Below are 25,327 nucleotides of genomic sequence, written 5' to 3' on the forward strand. Positions count from 1 at the left end.
TATAATACGCGTTCATTTTCTAAGCTCGCTGACGAAACAGCGGGCTTTTTATCAGTCAGTGAAGGGAATTTCGACCCGTGGCCAAATCCATTCAGGCAATTAGAGGTATGAACGACCTGTTACCAGAGCAAAGTCCGGCCTGGCAGCAGGTTGAGTCTGTTATCCGTCAGGTAGCAGCCAGTTATGGTTACAGCGAAATTCGGATGCCGGTACTGGAGAGCACCGCGCTGTTCAAGCGTTCCATTGGCGAAGTGACCGATATTGTCGAAAAAGAAATGTACACCTTTGATGACCGCAATGGTGACAGTCTGACACTGCGTCCGGAAGGCACTGCCAGTTGTGTGCGGGCGGGTAATCAGCACGGGTTACTGTATAATCAGATTCAGCGACTGTGGTATATGGGGCCGATGTTTCGTTATGAGCGGCCACAAAAGGGCCGTTACCGGCAGTTTCATCAGTTCGGTATTGAAGTGTTCGGCTTAACCGAGGCCGATGCGGACGCCGAGGTGATATTGCTGTCGGCGCGGCTCTGGAAGGCGTTTGGTATCGGTGACCAAGTCGAGCTGCAGCTTAATTCGTTAGGCTCTAATGAAGCGCGCAACCGCTACCGCGAAGCGCTGCACGATTATTTAGTGCAGTATCGTGAGCAGCTGGATGAAGACAGTCAGCGCCGGCTCAGCAGTAATCCGCTGCGAATTCTTGACAGCAAGGATCCGGCTACACAGCAACTGCTGGCCGATGCACCAAGGCTGTCGGACTACTGGGATGAAGAGTCACGCCAGCATTTTGAACAATTATGTCAGCGCCTGAGCGAAGCGGGAGTCAGCTACACCTTAAACGAACGACTGGTACGCGGACTGGACTATTATAACCGCACTGTGTTTGAGTGGGTTACTACGGCTCTGGGTGCTCAGGGTACAGTGTGTGCCGGTGGCCGTTATGACGGGCTGGTGGAGCAGTTGGGCGGTAAAGCGACGCCGGCTGTCGGTTTTGCTATGGGCATTGAACGTCTGGTCCTGCTGTTACAGGAACAGCACAAGCTGTCACCGCGGCGCGTGGTCGATGCTTATTTGATGCCGCTGGGGCAGGCTGCGGAACTAAAAGCACCGGCGATTGCCGAAAAACTGCGGGACGCACTGCCTGAATTGCGCCTGGTTGTGCATTGCGGCGGCGGCGCCATGAAAAAACAAATGAAAAAAGCGGATAAATCCGGTGCCGAGCTGGCGCTGATTATCGGTGATAACGAATTGGCAGAGCAGCAGATTACGGTTAAACCGTTACGCAGCGATGCTGAACAGCAAACATTAAGTCACGCAGAATTAATTGAAACCCTGCGACCACTGACACAAGCGTAAGAGGTGATCCTGTGGATCAGAACGAAGAACAACAAGTTGAACGGTTAAAAGAGTTTTGGGACGAGCACGGCAAAGGGATTATCGCAGGCGCGGTTATCGGTTTTGGATTGTTTTTTGGCTGGCGTTATTACGGTAACGCGCAGATAGAAGCGCAAAATGAAGCTTCTGCGGGTTATCAACAGATTGCCACCCAACTTGCTCAGGAAAACGCCAACGCAGTCAACAATGCGCAGCAGTTTATCGACCAGCAGGACGGCTCGTATTACGGCCATCTGGCTTCCTTACAGTTAGCTGAGCATGCGGCTGGTGCGGGCGATTTGGCGACCGCAGTGACAGCTCTGCAGCAAGTCATTGACGGCAGCAGCGATAACAATTTACTGGCGGTGGCGCGCATTCGTCTGACTCGCGTACTGTTAGCACAACAGCAATATGATGCGGCTTTACAGACTATTCAGACCAGCCTGCCACAGTCTTACCAGGCGGCAGCGGCCGAGCTGGAAGGCGATATTTTTGCCGAACGGGGCGATAATGAAGCAGCGCGCGAAGCCTATCAGCGTGCATTAGCAGCGGAGGGCGAAGCGATGACACCGGCCCTTGAATTAAAACTGAACAGTCTGGCCACATCATAATGCAGGTATTACAAGCGTTAAAAAAATCGACTCACGTTGTCACTCTGTTGGCTCTGACCGCCGCGCTCAGTGGCTGTTCTCTGTTTAGTGACGACGATGAAGAAATAAAAATCGCACCGCTACAACCCATTAACCAAAGTGTTACACCGCAAGTCAAATGGCGAACCGATGTCGGTGATGGGGTTGGCGATTACTTCTCGCGGCTTAACCCCGTTGTGGCCTACGACAAAGTTTATGCGGCTGATCGCCAGGGTGTGGTGATGGCGCTGGACAAAAACAGCGGCGATGCCGTCTGGGAAGTCGACTTGCATCAGCTGATCAATATTAACGAAGCGTCTGATCAAAACTGGTTCAGTGGTATTTTCTCAAGCCCGTTTCCGGCTCGTATTTCCGGTGGACTGGTTGCCAGTTATAACAAGGTTTATCTGGGTACCGAAAATGGTGACCTGGTTGCCTTAGACGCTGAAACTGGCGAGCTGGTCTGGCACACCGAAGTAGGCAACGAAGTTAATGCAAACCCGGCGGTGGGTGAAGGCCGGGTGGTTGTGCATACAACCGGCGGTAAGGTCATCAGCTATGACGCCGAAGACGGTGAAGAACAATGGCAATATGAATACCAGACACCAACGCTGACCTTGCGTGGCTCTTCGGCCCCTACCATCGCCAGTGGTGGAGTGATCGTCGGTGACAGCAACGGTACCGCTTCAATCCTGATTGCTAATAACGGACAGCAGGCCTGGACCCAGGCTGTCGGCTCTCCTTCGGGCGCTACCGAACTTGAAGCACTGGCAGATATTGATGCTAACCCGGTTGTGGTCGGCACCACGGTTTACATGATTGCTTATAACGGCGAGCTTGCGGCCCTTGAGCTGCGCAGTGGAGAAGTTCGCTGGAAGCGCGATTACAGCGCCTTTGAAAACTTACTGGTGCGTGGTAACCGAATTTATTTAACCGACCACCGCAGTCACCTGTACGCCCTCAATCAGGACGGCGGTATCGAATTGTGGAGCAATAATCAGTTATTCGGACGCCAGCTGACAGGCCCTGCCTGGCATGACGGTTACGTTGTCAGTGGTGATTTTGAAGGCTACCTGCACTGGTTCGAGGCAGCTGACGGCAGTATTGCCGGCCGCCTGGATGTGGGCGGAAACGGCCTCTATGCACAGCCGGTGATCGATGGCGAAACGCTTTATACCCAAACCCGTGATGGCGATTTGATTGCCATCCAATTAACTGCAGGAAATTAATACGAATGTTACCAGTCGTCGCCCTGGTAGGGCGCCCGAATGTGGGTAAATCCACATTATTTAATCGCTTAACCCGTAGCCGTGATGCACTGGTAGCAGACTTTCCCGGACTGACCCGGGACCGTAAATACGGTCAGGCCAATTACGATGGTTATCAGTTCATTGTGGTGGATACCGGTGGTATCCACGGCGATGAAGAAGGTATCGATGAAGTGATGGCCAAGCAATCATTACAGGCCATTGACGAAGCCGATGTGGTGTTGTTTTTAGTGGACGCCCGGGACGGTGTCACCGTGGGTGATCAGGCTATTGCGGAACATCTGCGTAAACAGCAACAGCAGAAGAAAGTTTACATGGTCTGTAACAAGATTGACGGCATAGATGCGCAATCGGCAATGGCTGACTTTTACTCGCTGGCACTGGGCGATCTTTATGGTATTGCAGCGGCCCACGGGCGTGGGGTCGAGCAGCTACTGGAAAGCTGCTTTAAGCCACTGGCCGACGAGTATCCGGATGTGATCGTGCGCGACGAACCAGCGCCTGAAGATCTTGACCATGACCAAATTGATTACGATGCCCTGCCCTTGAAACTGGCCATTGTCGGCCGGCCCAATGTCGGTAAGTCAACACTAACTAACCGTATCCTTGGCGAAGAGCGGGTGGTTGTCTACGATTTACCGGGCACCACCCGGGACTCGGTTTATATCCCGATGCAGCGCGACGAACGCGAGTATATCTTGATCGATACCGCCGGCGTGCGCCGCCGCGGTCGCATTGATGAAGCGGTGGAAAAATTTTCGGTGGTGAAAACCCTGCAGGCTATTGAAGAAGCTAATGTGGTGCTGGTTGTTATTGACGCCCGCGAAACCATCACCGACCAGGATCTTAACCTGATTGGGTTTGCGCTGAATGCCGGCCGCTCTATTGTTATCGCGGTAAACAAATGGGATGGGCTGGAAAGCGATCATAAAGAAGAAATTAAACGCGAGCTGGACCGGCGGCTGGGTTTTGTCGACTTTGCCCGACTGCACTTTATCTCCGCCTTACACGGCACCGGCGTTGGCCACTTATTTGAAAGTGTCGAAGAAGCCTACACCAGCGCCACACAGCGCGTCGGTACTTCTAAGCTGACCAAGATCATGGAAATGGCCCAGGATGAGCATCAGCCGCCGCTGGTTGGTGGGCGTCGGGTAAAACTGAAGTACGCGCACGCCGGTGGCTATAACCCGCCGCGGGTGGTTATTCACGGCAACCAGGTCAGTAAATTACCGGGCTCCTATCAACGCTATCTGATTAACTACTTCCGCAAAGCCCTGGGCGTTATGGGAACGCCGATAAAAATTGAGTACCGCGAGCCATCAAATCCCTACGAAGGCCGCAAAAATCAGCTGACCCTGTCCCAGCAGCGCAAGCGCAAACGGCTGATGAAATTCATTAAGAAAAAGTAGGTCGCGTCCTGACGCGACATGAAACAGGCGTCAGGCATCATGAAACGTGCGTCAGGACGCACGTTACGAGAAATCCGCGTTGGCGAAATGGTATTCGGTCAGGCAGTAATCACAGGTCATCACCACTTCGCCGTCCTGCGCCAAAATCTCTTTGATTTCCTCAACGGGCACACTGGCCAGCGCCTCTAAGGTTCGTTGTCGCGAACAACCGCAGACAAAAGCGACCGGTTGAGGCGGATACAGCTGCACTTTTTCTTCATGATACAACCGGTACAGGATTTGCTCAGCAGGCAGCGTGTAAAGCTCTTTTTCGGTGACCGTACCGGTCAGTGTCGTTAAGTGCTCAAAGCCGCGGCTGTCTTTACCAGAGGCGGGTAAGCGCTGCAGCAGCATACCGGCGGCATGCTCGCCGTCGGCGTGCAGCCAGATGCTGGTGGCCAGCTGTTCAGACTGCATAAAGTAATTTTCCAGCATCTGTGCAATCGAATCGGCATCGGCGCTGGTAACCCCCTGATAGCGTTCACCGGCGTCTGGCTCTAAGGTGATGACTAACTGGCCCTTGCCAATCATCTGCCGCAATTCGCTGGAGTGCAGCTCGTCACGTAAGCGGGCAATGCCGCGCAGCTCCTGATTATGATTACCGTTAACGGCAATAAAATTCAGCGGTCCGTCGCCCTGCAGTTGCACCGCAATCCGGCTTTCGAATTTAAGGGTCGCGGTAAGCAGTGAAACCGCAGCCATCATTTCGCCTAACACCTGTTGCACAGCCGGTGGGTATTGGTGACCGCGGATCAGGCTCTGGTAACTGCTGGTTAGTTGCACCAATTCACCGCGCACATCGTGCTCAGCAAAGATAAAACGCACCAGCTGGTCCGTCGGATAATTCAGCGTCTGCTCAGTCATGTATCACCACCGTCTTTCATTCGTATCAGTTGGCGCCGTTGTTTTTTGTCAGGGCGGCCATCGGGGTGCGGATTATACAGCGCGTTAAGCTTTCTTGCTTCAGCATTTTGCTCACGTTTTTTGACACTCTCTTCGGTCTCGCGGTAAAGCTGCTGTGCCTGGGGCGCGCCCCGGCGCTGTTCACTCAGCTCCAGCACTTCCACTTTTTTGTCGTCAAAGCCCTGGCGTACCGTCAGCAGCGCGCCGACCTGTACCATTTTCGAAGGCTTAGCGCGCTGACCGTCGTACTGCACTTTACCCGCCTGTATCATCTCGCGGGCAAGGGCACGAGTTTTGTAAAAACGTGCAGCCCAAAGCCATTTGTCGAGTCTTACTGAGTTAGCGGTTGTCATAATTTTGCAATCGAATTACCATAAAATACTGTTAATGCTTTGTTGAACGGCGCAGCCTAAGTTAGACTGCACAAGCTAATAAAACAGTCTAGCAAAACTCTAATGATAAAGTGACCCAAATTGCCTAAGTTACCTCGTTTCAAACGCTCCGGTATGGCTAATAAGCGCCTGCCTGCCCAGTTAATTAAGCTGTTGACCTTGTTATTATGGGTGCTTATCGCCGTGCTGGTGGCCCGGGTTAGCTGGTGGCTGGTTGTTGCCGAACCAGCTGCGCCGCAGTCATTGCCGGCGGTGACGGCTAATCAACCGGCTGCCGGCCAGGGCCGCACAGCGGATATCAGCGGGCTGCAACAGCTTAACTTATTTGGCAGCGCGCCACGGGGCCAGAATCCAGCACCGCGTCAGGCCCCTAAAACGTCTCTTAACCTGCGCTTAGTCGGGGTTGCTGCCAGCACAAATCCCAACCGCTCTGCGGCTATTATCGAGCAGGGTGCTCAGCAGCAAACCTACGTCGCTGGTGATGCCATTGCCGGCAGTTCGGTGACCGTACAGACGATATACGCGGATCGCGTTATCCTCGACAACAATGGCCGCCTTGAGACCCTGCAGCTGGAGGATATTGGTGAAGATCGGCCGGCGCTGTCACTGGTTGTCGATGAAGCCAATAACAGCAGCAGCGAACAACCGTCGCTGCCTTCTGTTGCACAGGTAACCGAGGATCCGCAGGCATTAACGGATTATGTTGCTATCAGTCCGGCATTGGAGCAAGGTAAGCTAATCGGTTACCGCCTGCAGCCGGGCACTAACCCGGCACTGTTTAATCAGGCCGGCTTTCAGGCAGGAGATTTGGCCGTGGCCATTAACGGTTATGATTTAACAGATGCCGAACAGGCGATGCAGATAAGCCGGGAATTAAATGCACTGACAGAAGTCAGTATTCAGGTGATACGTCAGGGCCAACCGGTAGAGCTTAGTTTAGAGCTCCCACAATCACAGGATAATTAATATGGCAGTTAAATTAAGAGCTCTTAAAGTATGGCTCAGCGCGCTTAGTTTAAGTGTTGGCGCGGCAACCTTAAGTTACACGCCGCCATCGCTGGCAGAAGAATACGCCGCCAGTTTCAAAAACACCGACATCAACGAATTTATTCAGGTGGTGGGGCGCAACCTCGAAAAAACCATCATTATTGACCCTAACGTGCGCGGTAAAATTGACGTGCGCAGTTACGATGTCATGAATCAACAGCAATATTACCAGTTTTTTCTTAACGTACTGGAAGTTTACGGTTTTGCAGTCGTCGAGATGGATTCCGGGGTGCTGAAAGTGATCCGTGACAAAGACGCACAGCAATCGCCAATTCCGGTGGTGACCGGCGAGCAGCAGGAACGCGGCGATATGATGATCACCCGGGTGGTGGCGGTCGAAAACGTGTCAGTGCGCGAATTGGCGCCGCTGTTGCGGCAACTGAACGATCAGACCGGCGGTGGCATGGTGGTCAGTTATGACCCGTCCAATGTCATTATGATGACCGGCCGGGCCGAAACCATCAGCCGGCTGGTACAGATCATTGAACGGGTCGATCAGGCCGGCGACCAGGACGTTGATATCATCGACCTGGAATACGCCTCAGCCAACGAGCTTGTGCGCATTGCGCAAAACCTGTTCGAAAAAAGCACCCAGGACGGCACGCCCAGTCTGTTGATTCCCAAAATTGTTGCCGACGAGCGCAGTAACAGCGTTATTGTCAGTGGAGAACCGCGCGCCCGTGCCCGGGTAACCCAGTTAATCCGTCAACTGGATCAGGACTTAAAAACCGAGGGTAACACCCGGGTTTATTATCTTAAATACGCCCGCACCGAAGAAATGGTCGAAGTACTGGAAAACGTCAGCCGCTCGATTCAGGCCGAAGTCGAACAGCAACAGGGCTCGAACACTTCCGCAAATCGCCGCGCCGGCAATAACAGCACAGTCAGTATCAGCCCGCACGCGCCGACTAATGCGGTGGTTATAACCGCTGAACCGGACATGCTGGCGTCATTAGAAAATGTTATCCGCGATCTGGATATTCGCCGCGCCCAGGTGCAGGTTGAAGCCATCATTGTCGAGGTTCTCGAAGGTGACAATGTCGACTTCGGTATCCAGTGGATCAGCGAAGATGGCGGCCTGGTGCAGTACAACACCGGCAATCAGGTACCTATCGGCAGTCTGGCCGCCGGCGCCTACCAGGCACGGCCGCGCGAAGGCACTTCTGTCACCCGCATTAACGATGACGGCGATCCGGTTACCACCACCAACCCCGAAGAACGCGGCAATGTTGAATTGCTGGCCAATCTACTGGGTAATGTTAACGGCATGATGTTTGGCACCATCGAAAATGACTGGGCTGCGGTGGTGCAGGCGGTTTCACAGGATACCAACTCTAACATTCTGGCGACTCCCAGCATTGTTACGGTGGATAATGAAGAAGCCAGCTTTTTGGTCGGTCAGGAAGTCCCCACCATTACCGGTTCGACACTGGGCGGCGATAACCAAAACCCGTTTCAGACCGTGGACCGCAAAGAAGTGGGTATCAAGCTAAAAGTGACACCGCAAATTAATGAAGGCGATGCGGTGCAGATGCTGATTGAACAGGAAGTCTCCAGTCTCAGCGGGGCCACCTCGGTTGATGTTATTGTCAACAAACGTGAACTGAAAACCACCGTGATGGCCAACGACGGTGAAACCATTGTGCTGGGTGGACTGATTGACGAAGATGTGCAGGAATCGGTATCAAAAATTCCATTTCTGGGCGACATCCCGGTGCTGGGAAAACTATTCAGCTCGACCTCAACCTCGACCCAAAAACGCAATCTTATGGTCTTTATCCGGCCAACCATTGTCCGTGACGGCACCAAATTGTCGCAAATCAGTAAACAAAAATACAACTACATGCGCGCACTGCAGCTGGATCGCAGAGCCCGCGGTGTTGATTTAATGCCGACTAAAGAAACCCCGGTAATGCCCGAGTGGAACGGCCAGCTGACGCTGCCGCCCAGCTTTGACGAATACCTGCAGGATAAACAGCCGGCCAGCGGGGGCCAGGGTGATGACTGATGTGCAGGCGATTGCCACCCAGCGGCTGCCGTTTGGCTTTGCCAAACGCTTTGGCGTGATTGTCGAGCACGGCGAGTATCCGACGCTGCACTGCCGCAATGATGTGTCAGCGCAGACCTTGCTGGAGGTGCGGCGCGCCCTGCAACAACCCTTTACCCTGCAACAGCACCCGGCCGCTGAGTTCGAAACGTTGCTGACACAGGCTTATCAGCGCGATTCATCAGAAGCAAAACAGCTGATGGAAGATATCGGCAACGAATCGGATTTATCTTCGCTGGCCGATGAACTGCCACAGACCGAAGATTTGCTGGAAAGTGAAGACGACGCGCCCATCATCAAGCTAATTAACGCTATGCTCAGCGAAGCCATCAAAGAAGGGGCTTCGGATATTCACATCGAAACCTTCGAAAAGCAGCTGGCTATCCGCTTTCGTATTGACGGGGTGTTACGCGAAGTACTGAAACCCAACCGTAAGCTGTCATCGCTGCTGATTTCTCGTATCAAAGTCATGGCACAGCTGGATATTGCGGAAAAACGGGTGCCTCAGGATGGCCGCATTTCGCTGCTGATTGCCGGCCGGGCCGTCGATGTGCGGGTGTCGACCATGCCGTCCAGCCATGGCGAACGGGTGGTGCTGCGGTTGCTGGATAAAAACAACGCGCGCCTTAACCTGGAACAGCTGGGGATGACTCAGGCAAATCGCGATATATTCTCTCAGCTTATCCACAAGCCACACGGGATTATTCTGGTAACCGGTCCCACCGGCTCGGGTAAATCGACCACACTGTATGCCGGCATTACCGAAATTAACTCGGCCGATCGTAACATCCTGACGGTCGAAGACCCCATTGAGTATGACATTGCCGGGATTGGCCAGACCCAGGTGAATCCGCGTGTGGACATGACTTTTGCCCGCGGTCTGCGGGCTATTCTACGCCAGGATCCCGATGTTGTTATGGTGGGTGAGATCCGCGACGTTGAAACCGCACAAATTGCCGTTCAGGCATCATTAACCGGGCATTTAGTGCTGTCGACGTTGCACACCAATACCGCCGCGGGTGCTATTTCGCGGCTGGAAGACATGGGCGTGGAACCTTTTCTGTTATCGTCCAGTCTATTAGGGGTACTGGCGCAGCGGCTGGTACGGACCTTATGTCCGGCCTGTAAACAGGCGCACCAGGCTGACACTGAAGAGCGGCGAATGCTGGGCGTGAGCGAGCAGGAACTGTGGATTTATAGGGCCACCGGCTGTGAGCAATGCAATCAGAGCGGTTATCGCGGCCGTACCGGTATTCATGAGCTGCTGGTGGTGGATGAGCAGGTGCGCGAGCTGGTACACAACGGTCATGGCGAACAGGCGATTGAAAAGTATCTGCGTAACTCAACACCCAGTATTCGTCAGGATGGCCTGCAAAAAGTGCTGGCCGGTGTCACCACCTTAGAAGAAGTATTGCGGGTAACCCGCGAGGAGTAACAGGCGTTGGCTGCATATGCATATCAGGCGGTAGACGCTAAAGGACGAAAAAAGCGGGGTGTAGTCGAAGCCGATACCCTACGGCAGGTACGCCAGCAATTGCGCGAACAGGGCTTAATGCCGCTGGAAGTCGAGCCGGCCGCCGATAAAGAACGTAAACCGGGCGCTGCCACCCCACGCTGGGGCGGCGTGCGCAGTGTTAAATCCCAGGATCTGGCACTGATTACCCGCCAGTTGTCGACCTTAGTCAGCTCGGCCCTGCCCATCGAACAGTGCTTACTGGCGGTTGCTGATCAAACCGATAAGCCACGTTTAAAAAAGCTGTTAATGTCGGTGCGCAGTAAGGTGGTTGAAGGCTATGGGCTGGCCGAGGCCATGGCCGAGTTTCCCGGGGTATTTGATCACCTTTACACGGCGATGGTAGCGGCAGGGGAAAAGTCCGGCCATTTGGATCAAGTATTGAGCGAACTGGCCGACTATACCGAGCAGCGTCAACACATGAAAAGCCAGCTGACTCAGGCGCTGATTTATCCGCTGATGCTGACGCTGGTTGCTATTGGCATCGTGGTTTTTTTGCTGGTGTCTATTGTGCCGCAGATTGTCGATAACTTTGCCAGTATGGGTCAGACACTGCCGCCGACCACCCGTTTTATGATCACCCTTTCTGAATTTTTACAAAACTGGGGACTGGCTTTACTGGGCATTATCGTCATTGCCTTACTGGGTTTTAAGCAATGGTTACGCAAAACCAGCCACCGGCTCAGCTATCATCGGCAGCTGCTGAAACTGCCGTTGCTGGGTAAGGTGATAAGAGGCGTTAATACGGCACGTTTTGCCCGTACCTTAAGTATCCTGACGTCATCGTCGGTACCCTTACTGGATGGCCTGAAAATAACCTCCACGGTGATTGGTAACCTGGCCATGCGCGAAGCCATTGATGAGGCGGCAACCCGGGTCCGCGAGGGCTCGTCTCTGCGCGCGGCGCTACAGCAAACCCGGCTGTTTCCGCCAATGATGCTGCATATGATATCAGCAGGCGAAAAGTCCGGCGAACTGGAGCAGATGCTGCGCCGCACCGCCGACAACCAGGACCGTGAATTCGAAAGCCTGGTGCAGGTCAGCCTGAAAGTTTTCGAACCGGTATTAATTGTGACCATGGCCGGCATTGTCTTTTTTATTGTGCTGGCGATTATTCAACCGATATTACAACTTAATCAAAGTGTAGGACTGTAACTATGATGTACAAAACAAACGCGGCCAAAGGCTTCTCGCTGGTCGAGGTCATGGTGGTAATCGCCATCATTGGTATTTTGGCCACCATGATTTTGCCTAACGTACTGGGCAGTCAGGATCAGGCTAACAAGCAGAAAGTCACCACCGACATTGTGGCGTTAGAAAATGCGCTGGCGCAATACCATCTGGATAACGGCATGTTTCCGACCACCGAGCAGGGCCTGCAGGCGCTGGTCAATCGGCCGAACAGTGAGCCACAGCCGCGCAACTACCGCAACGGGGGCTATATCAAGCGCTTACCTCAGGACCCTTACGGTAACGACTACCTGTTACTTAACCCCGGCGAGCACGATGATATCGATATTTTTTCTGCCGGGCCTGACGGACAACCGGGCACCGATGATGATTTCGGCAGCTGGATGATTGGTCAGGAGCAACAGAACAACTAAGCAATGCAACGCGGTGGCCTTACAGAACAGGGTTTTACTCTGATAGAACTGATGCTGGTGATGGCCATTATAGGCCTGATGGCCACCTCGGTGATGTTTGTGGCACCTGGCTCGTCGGGCTCACAGAGCTCGCCACAGAATCTTGCAATTACTTTAAAAGAGCAGCTGCAGTACGCCCGCGAGCACGCCATGGTGCGGCAGCAACCGCTGGGTTTGCATTTTGACGAGCAAGGCTATCGTTTTGTCCGCTGGCAGGATCAGCAGTGGCAGCCATTTAATCAGCGGGGAATGCGCGAACGGCAGTTTGCTGACTCGATGCGCTGGCAGCTGCAGCCCACAGCCAGTGATTTTTTAGCGCTGCAGGGAGCGGACAGCGAACCTTTGTTTGAAAGCGAGGATAAGCCGCAGGACGGCGAGGAATCCGTCTCGTGGCAGCCGCAGGTTATGATTTTGCCAAGTGGCGAGATGACCGCTTTTCGCTTACAGATAAGCAGCCGCGATGAGCTTGACGGACAGCGCTGGTTGGTGGCAGATACCCCCCGGCAGGTTCGGGTACAGGACGTTGAAAATGCAGCGCGTTAGTTTTCTGCCCGGCCGTTGCCACCAGCGCGGTTTTACCTTAATTGAAGTCATGGTCGCCATTGCGCTGTTTGGTATGGCTGCTCTGGCAGCGGTAAACGCTGCCAGTAGTCATCTTGGCAGTTTAAGTATCTTACAGCAAAAAACCTTTGCTCAGTACGTGGCATCAAATCGTCTGGCCGAATTAACGCTGGCGCAACAGTGGCCGGTAGCCGATGAGGCCAGCGGTCGCACGACTTTGGCCGAACAGTCCTGGCAGTGGCAGCAGCAGGTCAGCGAGACAGTAACCCCCAATGTGGTAGCGGTTACCATTATTGTTTCTGCCGCGGACGGCGAGCAGGAGCTCAGTCGCCTGACCCGTTATCTGCGCCGGCCTGACTCAGCTGCAGGTGAGTCATGAGCGCGGCGCTAATTAAAGCAAATCAGCGTGCCTTTACCCTGGTCGAGGTGCTGGTGACTATGGCTATTTTTGCGCTCATTGGTATCGCCAGTTTCACCGTGTTGGATCAGATGGCAAAAACCGAGCAGCAGTCAAAGCAGGCCCGTGAACAACTGCAGCAATTGCAGTTTGGCTTGCTAATGATGCAGCAGGACATTCGTCAGGCGGTAATAAAGCCAACCCGCCCGCGTGGGGTCGAGGTGGTGCATCAGTACATCACCAATGATGCTGACTTTGCCGATTCCGACAGTGGCCTGCTGGCACTGGTAAAAAGCGGCTACGACAACCCCGGTTTGTTGTTACCGCGGGCAGAGCTGCAGCCGGTCATTTATCGGGTACAGGATGAGACATTACAACGGCTGAGCTTTGCTTATGTTAATGACCGCTCCGATCAGCCGGTGGTGCAGGATCTACTGCAGGGAGTGCAGTCACTGCAGGTGCGTTTTTACCGGCAGTCGCAGCAGGCCGCGGCCAACCAGGGGCTTAATGAAGGCTGGCAGGGCAGCTGGCAGACCCGCGGCGATTTACCGGCAGCGGTTGAGGTGACTCTGCAAACCCGGGCATTTGGCGAAATTCAGCGCGTTTTGCTGACAACAGGGTCAACAACAGATTTGGCAGCAACTGATGAATAAGCGCACAGCCAGACAACAGGGCGCGGCCATGATTACTGTGATGCTGGTTATTGCGCTGGTCTCGGTGATTGCTGTGAATCTGGGGTCCACCCTTCAGCGTCAGGTCAGCCGCAGCGCCAACTTACAGCAGGCTGAGCAAAGTTACTGGATGTGGTTAAGCGCCGAAGAGGTACTCGCCGAGGTGTTAAGTATCGAGCTGGAGCGCAGCGACGGAGTGGTTCACTTAGAGCAAAACTGGGCGCAGCGCCAGGGGCCCTTCCCTGTTGAGGGCGGCCAAATAGGCGCGCAAATCAGAGATTTACGCAGTTGTTTTAATCTCAACAGCCTGGTGCCGGAGGGTGATGAGGAGTTGCAGGGCGAAAAACGCCGGCAGCAGTTTCGGCTGTTATTAACGGCGGCCGAGATTGATAGCTACCAGGCACAGCAGCTGACGGACGCGCTGATTGACTGGATTGACGAGGACACACGGTTATCGCAGTACGGCGCTGAAGATGCCGATTATGAGTCCCGCGCGCACCCTTATCAGGCAGCTAACAGCGCGCTGGTGGATATCAGCGAACTGCGTCAGATTCGCGGCTTTACGCCGCAGATTATTGAACGGATTAAACCTTTGGTGTGCGTTATTCCGGGCAACCGGCAGTTAAAGGTGAATATCAATACACTGGATCCTGAACACGGCGCTCTGTTGGTTGCCATCAGTGGCGGCCAACTGGACTTAAGCAGCGCCGCGCAGATCTTGGCAGGCCGCCCGCAAAGCGGGTATGCTGAGCGCGAAGAGGCATTATCAGAAGGACCGCTGGCGGGTATCAGCGACGGCGAGGACGGTCTGTTGCAGGAACTGGTGGTCAGCAGTCAGTATTTTCAGCTACTGGCATTTATTCAATGGGGCGATGTCGATATTCGTGCGCGCTCAATTTTACAGGTAACACCGGATTCGGCGCGGGTTATTTACCGGGCTATGGGGGAATAATAGATGCAGGAAAAACTTTACATTCGCCTGCCGGCCAGCAGTACGTCAGCGGCATCGTCACCTGTGCCCTGGTTTATCTGGCACAGCCAGCAACAACAGGTGATTGCCAGTGGCCAGTTAAGTTCGCCGGAGCAGCTTGACGAATTGCAACAGCAGGCCAGACGCTGCGTCACCACCCTCTTGTTGCCGGGGCAGGATGTGCTGTTAAAACAGGTGGAGCTACCGGCGGGAACCCGCCGCCACCTGGAACGCGTGATCCCCTATGCGCTGGAAGATGAATTAGCCAGTGATATTGAGACATTGCACTTTAGCTGGCCACAGTCCATTGGTAAAAGTACCAGCGCCGTTCCGGTGGCGGTTATTGCTCATGAGCGCATGCAACAGTGGCAGCAATGGCTGAGCGAAGCGCAAATTGAGGCCGACCACTGGTGTCCTGAAACACTGCTGTTACCTTACCAGCCGGGTCACTGGAGTGCCCTTCTGGCCGGCGATGCAGTGATTATCAGAACGGCACCCTGGCAGGGCTTAACCATTGAACACAGTCAGCTGGAGGCCGTCGGGCCTTTATTAGCGGCAGAGAGCGGGCAACCGGAAACTATCCGCCATTATGGCGAACTGAACTGGGATAACCCCCCGGCGCCGCTGCAAAGCGCTGATATCGAACAGCCCCTCAGTGCCTTTGCATTATCTGAGCCGGTGCTGGATGTGCGCCGTGGTCGTTACGCCGTTAAAAGCCGCCAGCAGAGTCAGCTAAACTGGAAGCCGCTGGCAATCGCTGCCGGTGTCGCTTTTGTCGTGGCGGTCGGCGCTAATCTGCTGCGTGGTTATCAGCTAAATAACCAGGCAGAGCAGCTGAAAGCGCAGGCTGAGCAGCAATACCGTCAGGCTTTTCCGGATCAGACCCGCATTGTTAACCTTCGCGTTCAGCTGCAGCGCCAGTTGCAGGCCGCCGGTGCCAGCGACGAGCAGCAGCAGTCGGTACTGGCGCTGCTGCAGACGTTGCAACCGGTATTTTCACAGCAGCAGGGCATGCGACTGGAGTTAATGCGCTATCAGGACGGCGAACTGCGGTTACAGGCCCTGGCGAATAATTTCAGCCAGTTTGAGCAGTTTCAGCGTCTCGCCCGCCAAGCCGGCTTACAGGTCGAGCAGGGCGCGCTTAATAACCGCGGCAATCAGGTTGCCGGCTCAATTACGGTGGCAGCAGGAGGTCGTTCATGAAGCAACTGAAACACTGGCAACAGCAGTTGCAGTCGCAGCCTGTCGTGCAGCAGGCACAACAGCGCTGGCAGCAATTTAACCAACGCGAGCAACGCCTGTTAAGTGCATTAGCTGCAGTGCTGCTGCTGGCACTGTTGTATTTTGTGATCTGGCAGCCCAGCCAGCAGCTTCGTACTGAAGCTAATCAGCGTCTGCAGGCGCAACAGCAACAGTTAAACTGGGTGCAGCAAAGTTTAGCCCGTTATCAGGCGCTTAAATCCAGCCAGGACGATACCGCCAGTGCCGGCGGGTCGCTGTCGCAGCGGCTAAACCAGGCTGCCCAGGCGCAGGATATTAACTTAGCGCGGCTGCAGCCACAGGGGCAGGGCATGCTGGTCAGTATTGACGAAGCCGGTTTTAACCAGGTGCTGAACTTTATTGCGCAGTTAGAAAACCAGTACCAGATGAGTATAACCACACTGGATATCGCGCGCCTGGAAGCACCGGGGCAAGTGCGGGTGCGTCAGTTGCTGGTGGTGGAGCAGGGATGAAAGCCGTAGCAGCCTGGTTAGCCGTTTATTTGTTGGCGTTGCTGGTTATGATGCCGGCAAAAGTACTGTACTGGATCCCTCTGCCGGCCGGCGTTTCCATCGCTCAGGCACAGGGTAGCCTGTGGCAGGGCAGCCTGGGGCGGGTGCAGGTGCAGCAAATGTTGCTGCAGGACTTAAGCTGGGACTGGGATCTGTGGGCGCTGTTCGGCGGGCAGCTGCAGGCCCGGGTGGAGCTGCCTGCGCAGAATAATCCTGTGGCCTTTGCTTCGCAGATTAGTCTGGGTTTTAATCAACTGAACCTGCAGGATCTCAGGGCCAGCGGCACCCTGGCACCGCTGATGCAGTTAACGGATATTCGCCTGCCCCTGAAAACCCGCGGTAACTGGACGCTGGCGGTTGATCAGTTTGCGCTGAGTGAGCCAAGCGTGAACCATTGGTGTGATGACTTACAGGGTAACGCTCGTGGTATTAATATTCAGGTGCAGGTGAACAATGTCTGGCAGTCGCTGGGGGATTTTCCGCTACAGTTGGGCTGCCAGCAGCCCGGCCTGGTTAGTCTGCAAATGAACGGCAATAACAGTCTGGGCCTGACCCTGGAGGGGGCGATAAACAGCTCCAGCGTGGCTGCGGCAGGGACAGTAAAACCCGGGCCGGAGACCCCCGCGGCGCTGGCCGAGTTGTTCACTTTTCTGGGCCGGCCCGATAATCAGGGCCGCTACCCCTTCAGCCTTTAGGGTTGCGGCTGCAAGCCAGGCTGAGGTAACCTAAAACGACAATCTGTTACAAAAGGATGTTTTCATGCAGGTCATACTGGACTGGATTAACAACAATCAGGGCATGTTAATCGAATACGCGATAAAAGTGTTTATCGCGATTCTGGTGATGGTGGTTGCCAAGCTTATTTCAAACTTCTTCACCAAATTAATGCGTCGCGGGATGGAGAAAAAAGAAGTTGATGGCGCCGTTATCAGCTTTTTATCGGCGATTGTGAAAGCGGTTATTTTTATCTCGGCGCTGCTGGTCGCGTTAAGCCAGGTTGGTGTCCAGACCACTTCATTTATTGCCATTTTGGGTGCGGCTGGTTTAGCCATCGGTCTGGCGCTGCAGGGGTCGCTGTCCAACATCGCCTCAGGGGTGTTGCTGATTATGTTCCGGCCGCTACGAGCAGGGGAATACGTTGAATGCGGCGGCACTGCCGGTACCGTAGAAGAAATTAATATTTTTCAGACCATACTGGTATCACCGGACCGTAAGCGCGTCTACGTACCGAACTCGCAAGTCATCGGCAGCCCCATCGTTAATTACAACCGTGAGGATACGCGCCGTATTGATTTGGTCATCGGGGTAAGCTACAGCGCGAATCTGCAGCATACCAAAAAAGTGCTGATGGAAGAGCTGGAAAAAGACGAGCGGGTGCTTGAAGATCCGGCCCCGGTAGTCACGGTTACTGCCCTAAACAGCTCCTCTGTTGACTTTAATGTGCGGCCCTGGACTAAGACCGCAGATTACTGGCCGACCCGTTGGGATCTGCTGGAGCGCATTAAAGACCGTCTGGACGAAGAAGGCATCGGTATTCCGTTCCCGCAGATGGATGTGCATATGCACAGACAGGAGCAGAAATAACTTGCGCCAGAGGCGCAAGCTACAGAGCCTGTTTTAAATCGGCGAGAATATCGTCGATGTGTTCAATACCAACACACAGACGAATGGCCTCCGGTTTAACGCCGACCCGGGCCTGTTCCTCTTCAGTCAGCTGCCGGTGGGTGGTCGAAGCCGGATGGCAGGCCAGGCTCTTGGCATCACCAATATTCACCAGACGTTTAAACAGTTTTAAACGATCGTAAAAGGCAATGCCGGCGTCGTAGCCGCCTTTAATACCAAAGGTCAGCAGCGATGCAGGCACGCCGCCCTTAATATACTTCTTACATAATGCATAATCTTTATGGTCGGGCAGCCCGGCAAAGTTAACCCAGTCAACTTGCGGATGCTCTTGTAAGTAAGCAACCACTTTGCGGACGTTCTCACAATGCCGCTCAACCCGCAGATTCAGTGTTTCCAGACCCTGCAGTAATAAAAAGGCGTTAAAAGGTGATAACGCCGCACCGGTATTACGTAGTGCCACGGTGCGCGCCCGGGCGATAAAGGCAGCTGCTGCAAAAGTTTCAGTGTAGATAATACCGTGATAAGCGGGCTCCGGGCTGCTGAACTGGGCAAAGCGATCACTGTGCCGGAGCCAGTCAAAGTTACCGGAGTCGACAATCAGCCCGCCGACTGAATTACCATGGCCGCCAATGTATTTTGTTAATGAGTGCACAACAATGTCGGCGCCAAAATCAATCGGCTTGCAAAGGGCTGGACTGGCAACAGTATTATCGACCACCAGCGGCACACCGGCCTCGTGAGCCACAGCTGCCAGCCCCTGCAGATCGGCGATGTTGCCCGCCGGATTTCCAATGGTTTCGCAATAGACCGCTTTGGTGCGCTCATCAATAAGCGCAGCGATAGCCTCGGGGCTGTCGTCTTCGGCAAATCGCACATCAATACCAAAGCCCGGCAGCATATGGCGGAACAGGGTATAAGTTCCGCCGTAAAGTTGTGGGGTAGTGACGATGTTGTCGCCGTTACTTGCCAGCGTAATGATTGCGTACTCAATCGCTGCCATGCCCGAGGCAACTGCCAGAGCCGCGACACCGTGCTCGAGTTCGGCCACTCGTTGCTCCAGCACATCGTTGGTGGGGTTCATAATACGCGTGTAAATATTACCCGGTACCGATAAATCAAACAGGTCAGCGCCGTGTTGGGCGTCATCAAACTCATACGCCACGGACTGATAAATGGGGGTAGTCACCGCTTTAGTGGTGGGGTCGGTCTGATAGCCATGGTGAATGGCGAGGGTCTCATCTTTCATAGGGCATGCTCCACATCATACTGTTTGTCTGTTGTCAGGTGTTTGAAAAACTGTGTTAGTGTCGGCTGATAGTCAGCGACATTTTTTATAAATCCGTCATGGCCGTAATGGGTCTGAACCGATAGCACGCAGCGGCAGTTGACTAACTGCTGGCTGAGGCTGTTAACCAGTGCGGGCGGGGCAATGGTGTCGCCGCTAAAATGCACCAGCTGAACCGGACACGAAATTTTGTCGGCCTGGACCTGATAATCACTGAGGGCAGGAGTCAGTTGGGTAAAAATGTGACTGGCCTGTTTGCCGTGTCGCCGAAGTAAGCGTTCACCCTGTGCTAATACGTATTGCAGTGCCTCGTCGCCGCTGGCGAAGCGCTGTTCAAATTCATCGGCACTGCGGTAGGTCAGCATTGCCAGTGCCCGTGCCAGTACCACGCCCTGTTGCTCATTATCGGCGTTCTGCAACAGCAGCTGCTGAAAAGCCCGCAGCACGGTCGACTGAATCGCCGGTTTGTGCGCTGCGCCTAACACCGCCAGCCGCTCAATCACCGGGCCCCTGCCAGTGGCGGCTGCCTGCAGGCCCAGAATGCCGCCAAAGGATCCACCCAGCCAACCCGCCAGCCGGCGGATGCCCAGCTGTGTTAAGGCCTGCTGATAGGCCTCACTGTGTTCAGCGACGCTCAGACAGCGGGCAGGCAAGGCCGAGCCACCCAGACCGCCGAGATAATCGAAACTCAAGACCTGAATATCATCGTTGTCGGCAAACAGCGGATATAAATCCTGCCACCAGCCACTGCCATCTAGCTTCCACAGCTCGCCGGTAGCACTAATACCGCCCTGCACCACGATCACCGGGGCATCCGCACGACCACTCTCCGGCGCATAACGAAAGCCTTTAACGCGCCCATGTTCTGTATTGACATAAAACGGCCGACCAATTGGCAAAACCATAACAACCTCCAAAATGCTATGAATCGAAAATAGCAGGTCGGACCGAAAGACGTCAAGACATTTAGATGGCTAAAAGAAGTTGGTTAGGTGCTCGCTTCGCTCACGGCCGTGTCGCCCTTCGGGCGGGCCGTGTGCAACCAGCCTTCGGCGGTTGCGGCTATACACAAGCCGCACTAGCAGGTTTTCTGGTACATAGCCTTCAGCAAGCGCAGCGAGCTGGAACCAAACCCGCCCGCAGGGCGACACGGCCGCGAGCGCAGCGAGCACACCACCCATAATTTCACTTGCGTGAAATTATGACTTTATGTATAATCCACGCGCAACATGAATCCCGTTACGGAGTGTTGCAATGCTGCGAATCGCCCAGGAAGCCCTGACCTTTGACGACGTTTTATTAGTCCCCGGACATTCTTCTGTCCTGCCCCATCAAGCGGATTTAAAAACCCAATTGACCCGTTCTATCAGTCTTAATGTGCCGCTGGTTTCAGCCGCCATGGATACGGTAACCGAAGCTCCCTTAGCGATAGCGCTGGCACAAGAAGGCGGTATTGGCTTCATCCACAAAAATATGACTGCCGAGCAGCAGGCTGCACACGTTCGTAAAGTAAAAAAGTTTGAAAGTGGCATTGTCGCCGATCCGGTGACCATTAATCCCGACACCACCATTGGTGAAATTAAGGCATTAACGGCTGAACATGGGTTTCAGGGCTTCCCGGTGGTTGAAAAAAATGGCGACTTAGTGGGCATTGTCACCGGTCGTGACACCCGCTTCGAAGACGATGACGCTAAAACGGTCAAACACATCATGACCGGCAAAGACCGCCTGGTAACCGTGCATCACAGTGCCGAAAGCGAAGAAATTCTGCAGTTGATGCACCAGCATCGTATCGAAAAAATCCTGGTTGTTGATGATGCCTATAAGCTGACCGGCATGATCACCCTGAAAGACTTCGAAAAAGCTGAAAACAAGCCTCACGCCTGTAAAGATGAACTGGGTTCGCTGCGTGTAGGCGCAGCAGTCGGCGTAGGTGCCGGTACCGAAGAGCGTATTCGGCTGCTGGTCGAAGCTGGCGTCGACGTGCTGCTAATCGATACCTCACACGGTCACTCCCAGGGCGTTATCGACCGGGTCGCACAAACTCGTAAAGACTTTCCTGAGCTGCAAATCATTGCCGGTAATGTTGCCACTGGCGCCGGCGCCAAAGCACTGGCAGAAGCCGGTGTTGACGCGGTTAAGGTAGGCATTGGCCCGGGTTCAATTTGCACCACCCGCATTGTCACAGGTTGTGGTGTGCCACAAATAACCGCCATCAGTGACGCTGTTGATGCCCTGGCCGGCACCGGTATACCGGTTATTGCCGACGGCGGCATCCGTTTTTCCGGCGATATCGCTAAAGCGCTGGTCGCTGGTGCCAGTTGTGTGATGGTGGGCAGCATGCTGGCCGGTACCGAAGAATCGCCGGGCGAGGTCGAGCTTTACCAGGGTCGTTATTATAAATCGTATCGTGGCATGGGTAGCTTAGGCGCCATGAATCAGCGCAATGGCTCCTCAGACCGTTACTTCCAGAAATCCAATGATGCAGAAAAGCTGGTGCCTGAGGGTATCGAGGGACGTATCGCCTACAAAGGCCCTATTGCTGCCATTATTCATCAGCAGATGGGTGGTGTGCGCTCAGCTATGGGTCTGACCGGCTGTGCCAATATCGAACAGCTGCGCACTAAGCCGCAGTTTGTCAAAGTGACGGCTGCCGGGATGGGCGAATCCCATGTTCACGATGTGCAAATTACCAAAGAAGCACCGAACTACCGCAGTTCGTAATAGCGCTTTTAGCCTTTAAACAGAATAACGGAACCTTAGATGAGCAGAGACATTCATGACCACCGAATACTGATTTTAGATTTCGGTTCACAGTATACCCAGCTGATTGCCCGGCGCATTCGTGAAATTGGCGTGTACTGTGAGTTATGGGCCTGGGACGTAGACGAGCAGGACATTAAAGACTTTGATCCCAAAGGCATCATTCTTTCCGGTGGTCCGGAAAGCGTCACCCAGCCGAATTCACCGCGCGCGCCGCAGTATGTGTTTGAAGCGGGCGTACCGATACTGGGCGTCTGTTACGGTATGCAGACTATGGCTCATCAGCTGGGCGGTTCAGTACAGGGCTCGCTGGAGCGTGAATTCGGTTACGCGCAAATCGAAATGGTGGCCGAAAGTCCGCTGTTTGAAGCCATTGAAGATGCCGTCAGTGATTCCGGCGCGCCGCTGCTGGATGTGTGGATGAGCCATGGCGACAAGGTGGATGCCATCCCGGAAGGCTTTCACACTGTGGCGAAAACTTCTTATTGCCCTTACGCCATTATTGCCGACGAGCAACGACAGTTTTACGGTGTGCAATTTCACCCGGAAGTCACCCATACCCGCCAGGGGCTGCGGATGCTGGAGCACTTCGTCAGCACCATTTGTCAGTGTGAAAAACAGTGGACGCCGGCAAAAATTATTGATGATGCGGTCGATCGCATTCGTCAGCAGGTTGGTAAAGATAAGGTCATCCTGGGCCTATCCGGCGGCGTTGACTCCTCGGTCACGGCGATGTTGCTGCACCGCGCCATCGGCGAACAGTTAACCTGTATTTTTGTCGATAACGGGCTGCTGCGCCTGAACGAAGCCGAGCAAGTGATGGAGATGTTCGGCGACCACTACGGTCTCAACATTCTGCCCGTACGCGCCGAAGATCGCTTCCTCGACGCACTGCAGGGCGAAAACGATCCGGAAAAGAAACGTAAACTGATCGGCAACACCTTTATCGAAATTTTTGACGAGCAGGCTGCGCGACTGACCGAAGTAGACTGGTTAGCTCAGGGTACAATTTATCCCGATGTGATTGAGTCAGCCGGCTCGAAAACCGGTAAAGCCCATGTCATTAAGTCACACCATAATGTCGGCGGCTTGCCCGAGGACATGAAACTGGGGCTGGTGGAGCCGCTGCGGGAATTGTTTAAAGACGAAGTTCGCAAAATCGGGCTGGAGCTTGGCCTGCCGTACAATATGCTCTACCGCCACCCGTTTCCGGGACCCGGGCTGGGCGTGCGGGTACTGGGCGAGATCAAAAAAGAATACTGCGATCTGCTGCGCCGCGCCGATGCAATTTTTATCGACGAGCTGCACAAAGCCGACTGGTATCATAAAGTCAGCCAGGCCTTTGCGGTATTCCTGCCGGTGCGCTCAGTCGGTGTCATGGGTGATCAGCGGAAATACGACTGGGTTATCTCGTTGCGCGCCGTCGAAACCATCGACTTTATGACGGCCCGCTGGGCTCATTTACCTTACGAGCTGCTGGAAAAAGTCTCCAACCGTATCATCAACGAAGTGGACGGCATCTCGCGGGTAACTTACGATATCTCCGGCAAACCGCCGGCGACGATTGAGTGGGAATAATTACCAAATTGACCGTAGCGTGCGCCCCGGCGCACGCGCGGTAGTCGCCCCAGGACGCGAGCCACAAAACCTGACATCATTCACTTCGTGCTTTGAGCTCACCTTTCGCCAGTTTGACGCTTAATTCCGTTCCTTTAGGGGCCTGCTGGCTGTCGCGGATGACGTTGCCAGCGCTGTCACGGACTATGGCATAGCCGCGGTCCAGGGTATTCAGCGGACTGACAATATTCAGTGCCTGCATTAACGCTCGTTGTTGCTCACCTTTTTGTTTCAGTAACCGGTTAATCGCCGGCGTTAAGCGCTGTTGAGCCTCGTTTAAACGGTTTTGATAGCGCAGCAATTCTTTTTCCGGATGCAGAGCCTGCAAGCGGCCCAGCAAGTACTGGTGACGTTGCTTCAGTTGCTGCAGTTGGCTTGTCAGCGCGCGCACGGCCCGCGCCTGCAGCTCATCCGAGCGTTGTGACTGTTGTTGCAGCTGGCGCTGAGGGTGTTGCTGTTGCAGACGCAGCTGTAAGTGCTGCCATTGTTGCAAAGCCGCCTTTAATTTACGTTGCTGAGCCAGAACCAGACGCTGCTGCAAAGCACTGATTTGTTGCGCGCTCTGACTGCGATCTTTGGTGACCACCTCGGCGGCAGAAGAGGGGGTAGGTGCGCGCAGATCGGCAACAAAATCGCAGATGGTAAAGTCAATCTCGTGACCGACAGCGCTGATAACCGGCATCGGCGCATCCAGCAGCAGCCGGGCGACCTGCTCGTCATTAAAGCACCATAAGTCTTCAATGGAGCCGCCGCCACGGCCGACAATCAGTACGTCCACCTCATTACGGTTAAAGGCACTGCGCAGCATATGCTGCAACTGCGGGATCGCCGACTCGCCCTGTACTGAACTGGGGTAAATAACCACTTCAACCTGAGGATCGCGGCGTTTCATTACCGCCAGAATATCCTGGATCGCAGCCCCGGTGGGGGATGTGACCACGCCAACCCGGCGAATATCGGCAGGCAGCGGGCGCTTGCGTTCGTTAGCGAACAGGCCTTCGGCGGCTAACTTAACCTTTAACTCTTCAAAGCGCTGCTGCAACAGCCCCTGGCCGGCATCTTCAATATGCTCGACCAGCAGCTGATAATCCCCGCGCGGTGCATAAACGGTCACCCGCGCGCGCACCAGCACCTGCACACCGTTTTGCGGGCGCACCTTAGCCCGCTGATTATTGCCCCGGAACATAGCACAGCGGATCTGCGCCTTTTCGTCTTTTAAAGTAAAGTACCAGTGGCCGGAACCCGGCGCCGCAAAATTCGATACCTCACCCACCAGCCAGACATTACCAAAGCCTTGCTCCAGCGTCCGCCGAATATCGTTGTTCAGCTTCGAAACCGAATAAACATCCATAAAATAATCCCATCACCCTGACGTAGCTTGCGTCCTGACCGTAGCTTGCGTCCT

General features: G+C 54.4%; 24 protein-coding genes. 19 read left to right on the plus strand and 5 right to left on the minus strand.

Annotated elements, in window-relative coordinates; genetic code table 11:
• Positions 1 to 77 precede the first annotated feature (77 nt).
• From hisS to der, 4 genes are read left to right on the plus strand one after another with little or no spacing between them, the layout of a single operon-like run.
• Positions 78 to 1,355 carry a histidine--tRNA ligase gene (gene hisS, locus LG288_RS02270; protein WP_404401621.1) on the plus strand — a complete coding sequence of 426 codons (1,278 nt, stop codon included), beginning with the start codon at positions 78 to 80 and terminating at the stop codon, positions 1,353 to 1,355.
• An 11-nt stretch (positions 1,356 to 1,366) separates the two neighbouring features.
• Positions 1,367 to 1,984: a YfgM family protein gene (locus LG288_RS02275; RefSeq protein ID WP_404401623.1), complete on the plus strand. Its 618-nt coding sequence runs from the start codon at positions 1,367 to 1,369 to the stop codon at positions 1,982 to 1,984.
• Positions 1,984 to 3,231, plus strand: coding sequence for an outer membrane protein assembly factor BamB (gene bamB, locus LG288_RS02280; protein WP_404401625.1), 1,248 nt, complete (start codon positions 1,984 to 1,986; stop codon positions 3,229 to 3,231). The genes LG288_RS02275 and bamB overlap by 1 nt, the downstream gene beginning before the upstream one ends.
• Before the next feature lie 5 nt (positions 3,232 to 3,236).
• Positions 3,237 to 4,679 (plus strand): ribosome biogenesis GTPase Der, encoded by a 1,443-nt coding sequence (gene der, locus LG288_RS02285; protein ID WP_404401627.1) that lies wholly within the window; start codon positions 3,237 to 3,239, stop codon positions 4,677 to 4,679.
• 63 nt (positions 4,680 to 4,742) lie between these two features.
• Here der and hslO read toward each other — a convergent pair whose 3' ends face one another.
• Together hslO and hslR are read right to left on the minus strand one after the other, a co-directional pair.
• Positions 4,743 to 5,582, minus strand: coding sequence for an Hsp33 family molecular chaperone HslO (gene hslO / locus LG288_RS02290; protein WP_404401629.1), 840 nt, complete (start codon positions 5,580 to 5,582; stop codon positions 4,743 to 4,745).
• Positions 5,579 to 5,974 carry a ribosome-associated heat shock protein Hsp15 gene (gene hslR, locus LG288_RS02295; protein ID WP_404401631.1) on the minus strand — a complete coding sequence of 132 codons (396 nt, stop codon included), beginning with the start codon at positions 5,972 to 5,974 and terminating at the stop codon, positions 5,579 to 5,581. Before hslR ends, hslO begins: the two co-directional genes overlap by 4 nt.
• 120 nt (positions 5,975 to 6,094) lie before the next feature.
• Between hslR and gspC the strand changes: the two genes are divergently transcribed.
• The 13 genes from gspC to LG288_RS02360 all read left to right on the plus strand — a co-directional run bounded on the left by gspC (position 6,095) and on the right by LG288_RS02360 (position 18,218).
• Positions 6,095 to 6,979: a type II secretion system protein GspC gene (gspC, locus tag LG288_RS02300; protein WP_404401633.1), complete on the plus strand. Its 885-nt coding sequence runs from the start codon at positions 6,095 to 6,097 to the stop codon at positions 6,977 to 6,979.
• Position 6,980: 1 nt separating this feature from the next.
• Positions 6,981 to 9,068, plus strand: a complete 2,088-nt coding sequence (gspD, locus tag LG288_RS02305; protein WP_404401635.1) for a type II secretion system secretin GspD — start codon at positions 6,981 to 6,983, stop codon at positions 9,066 to 9,068.
• On the plus strand, positions 9,061 to 10,542 hold the full coding sequence (gene gspE / locus LG288_RS02310; protein WP_404401637.1) for a type II secretion system ATPase GspE: 1,482 nt from the start codon (positions 9,061 to 9,063) through the stop codon (positions 10,540 to 10,542). The genes gspD and gspE overlap by 8 nt, the downstream gene beginning before the upstream one ends.
• Positions 10,543 to 10,548: 6 nt before the next feature.
• Positions 10,549 to 11,775, plus strand: a complete 1,227-nt coding sequence (gene gspF, locus LG288_RS02315; RefSeq protein WP_404401639.1) for a type II secretion system inner membrane protein GspF — start codon at positions 10,549 to 10,551, stop codon at positions 11,773 to 11,775.
• 5 nt (positions 11,776 to 11,780) lie between these two features.
• On the plus strand, positions 11,781 to 12,224 hold the full coding sequence (gspG, locus tag LG288_RS02320) for a type II secretion system major pseudopilin GspG (protein ID WP_404403009.1): 444 nt from the start codon (positions 11,781 to 11,783) through the stop codon (positions 12,222 to 12,224).
• A gap of 3 nt (positions 12,225 to 12,227) precedes the next feature.
• Entirely contained in the window at positions 12,228 to 12,806 is a 579-nt protein-coding gene (gene gspH / locus LG288_RS02325; RefSeq protein ID WP_404401641.1) for a type II secretion system minor pseudopilin GspH, read from the plus strand.
• On the plus strand, positions 12,793 to 13,203 hold the full coding sequence (gene gspI / locus LG288_RS02330) for a type II secretion system minor pseudopilin GspI (RefSeq protein ID WP_404401643.1): 411 nt from the start codon (positions 12,793 to 12,795) through the stop codon (positions 13,201 to 13,203). The genes gspH and gspI overlap by 14 nt, the downstream gene beginning before the upstream one ends.
• On the plus strand, positions 13,200 to 13,874 hold the full coding sequence (gspJ, locus tag LG288_RS02335; protein WP_404401645.1) for a type II secretion system minor pseudopilin GspJ: 675 nt from the start codon (positions 13,200 to 13,202) through the stop codon (positions 13,872 to 13,874). The genes gspI and gspJ overlap by 4 nt, the downstream gene beginning before the upstream one ends.
• Complete coding sequence (gene gspK, locus LG288_RS02340) at positions 13,867 to 14,844, plus strand: type II secretion system minor pseudopilin GspK (RefSeq protein WP_404401647.1); 978 nt, start codon at positions 13,867 to 13,869, stop codon at positions 14,842 to 14,844. The genes gspJ and gspK overlap by 8 nt, the downstream gene beginning before the upstream one ends.
• Positions 14,845 to 14,847: 3 nt before the next feature.
• Entirely contained in the window at positions 14,848 to 16,065 is a 1,218-nt protein-coding gene (gene gspL / locus LG288_RS02345; protein WP_404401649.1) for a type II secretion system protein GspL, read from the plus strand.
• Entirely contained in the window at positions 16,062 to 16,595 is a 534-nt protein-coding gene (gspM, locus tag LG288_RS02350; protein WP_404401651.1) for a type II secretion system protein GspM, read from the plus strand. Before gspL ends, gspM begins: the two co-directional genes overlap by 4 nt.
• Positions 16,592 to 17,329 carry a type II secretion system protein N gene (locus LG288_RS02355; RefSeq protein ID WP_404401653.1) on the plus strand — a complete coding sequence of 246 codons (738 nt, stop codon included), beginning with the start codon at positions 16,592 to 16,594 and terminating at the stop codon, positions 17,327 to 17,329. Before gspM ends, LG288_RS02355 begins: the two co-directional genes overlap by 4 nt.
• A 64-nt stretch (positions 17,330 to 17,393) precedes the next feature.
• Positions 17,394 to 18,218: a mechanosensitive ion channel family protein gene (locus tag LG288_RS02360; protein WP_404401655.1), complete on the plus strand. Its 825-nt coding sequence runs from the start codon at positions 17,394 to 17,396 to the stop codon at positions 18,216 to 18,218.
• A gap of 19 nt (positions 18,219 to 18,237) precedes the next feature.
• On the opposite strand, the gene LG288_RS02365 is transcribed toward LG288_RS02360, so the two are convergent.
• Positions 18,238 to 19,503 carry an O-acetylhomoserine aminocarboxypropyltransferase/cysteine synthase family protein gene (locus tag LG288_RS02365; RefSeq protein ID WP_404401657.1) on the minus strand — a complete coding sequence of 422 codons (1,266 nt, stop codon included), beginning with the start codon at positions 19,501 to 19,503 and terminating at the stop codon, positions 18,238 to 18,240.
• Entirely contained in the window at positions 19,500 to 20,447 is a 948-nt protein-coding gene (locus LG288_RS02370; RefSeq protein WP_404401659.1) for an alpha/beta fold hydrolase, read from the minus strand. The genes LG288_RS02365 and LG288_RS02370 overlap by 4 nt, the downstream gene beginning before the upstream one ends.
• 349 nt (positions 20,448 to 20,796) lie before the next feature.
• Here LG288_RS02370 and guaB point away from each other — a divergent pair, with 349 nt between their 5' ends.
• A complete protein-coding gene (guaB, locus tag LG288_RS02375; protein WP_404401661.1) occupies positions 20,797 to 22,266 on the plus strand; it encodes an IMP dehydrogenase in 1,470 nt (489 codons plus the stop codon).
• Between the two features lie 39 nt (positions 22,267 to 22,305).
• Positions 22,306 to 23,883, plus strand: coding sequence for a glutamine-hydrolyzing GMP synthase (gene guaA, locus LG288_RS02380; RefSeq protein ID WP_404401663.1), 1,578 nt, complete (start codon positions 22,306 to 22,308; stop codon positions 23,881 to 23,883).
• A gap of 76 nt (positions 23,884 to 23,959) precedes the next feature.
• Here guaA and xseA read toward each other — a convergent pair whose 3' ends face one another.
• The gene (xseA, locus tag LG288_RS02385) at positions 23,960 to 25,273 is read right to left on the minus strand and encodes an exodeoxyribonuclease VII large subunit (protein ID WP_404401665.1); all 1,314 of its coding nucleotides are present in this window, start codon (positions 25,271 to 25,273) and stop codon (positions 23,960 to 23,962) included.
• Positions 25,274 to 25,327: the final 54 nt, after the last annotated feature.

Source organism: Idiomarina seosinensis (genome assembly GCF_044797955.1).
GTDB lineage: Bacteria > Pseudomonadota > Gammaproteobacteria > Enterobacterales > Alteromonadaceae > Idiomarina > Idiomarina seosinensis_A.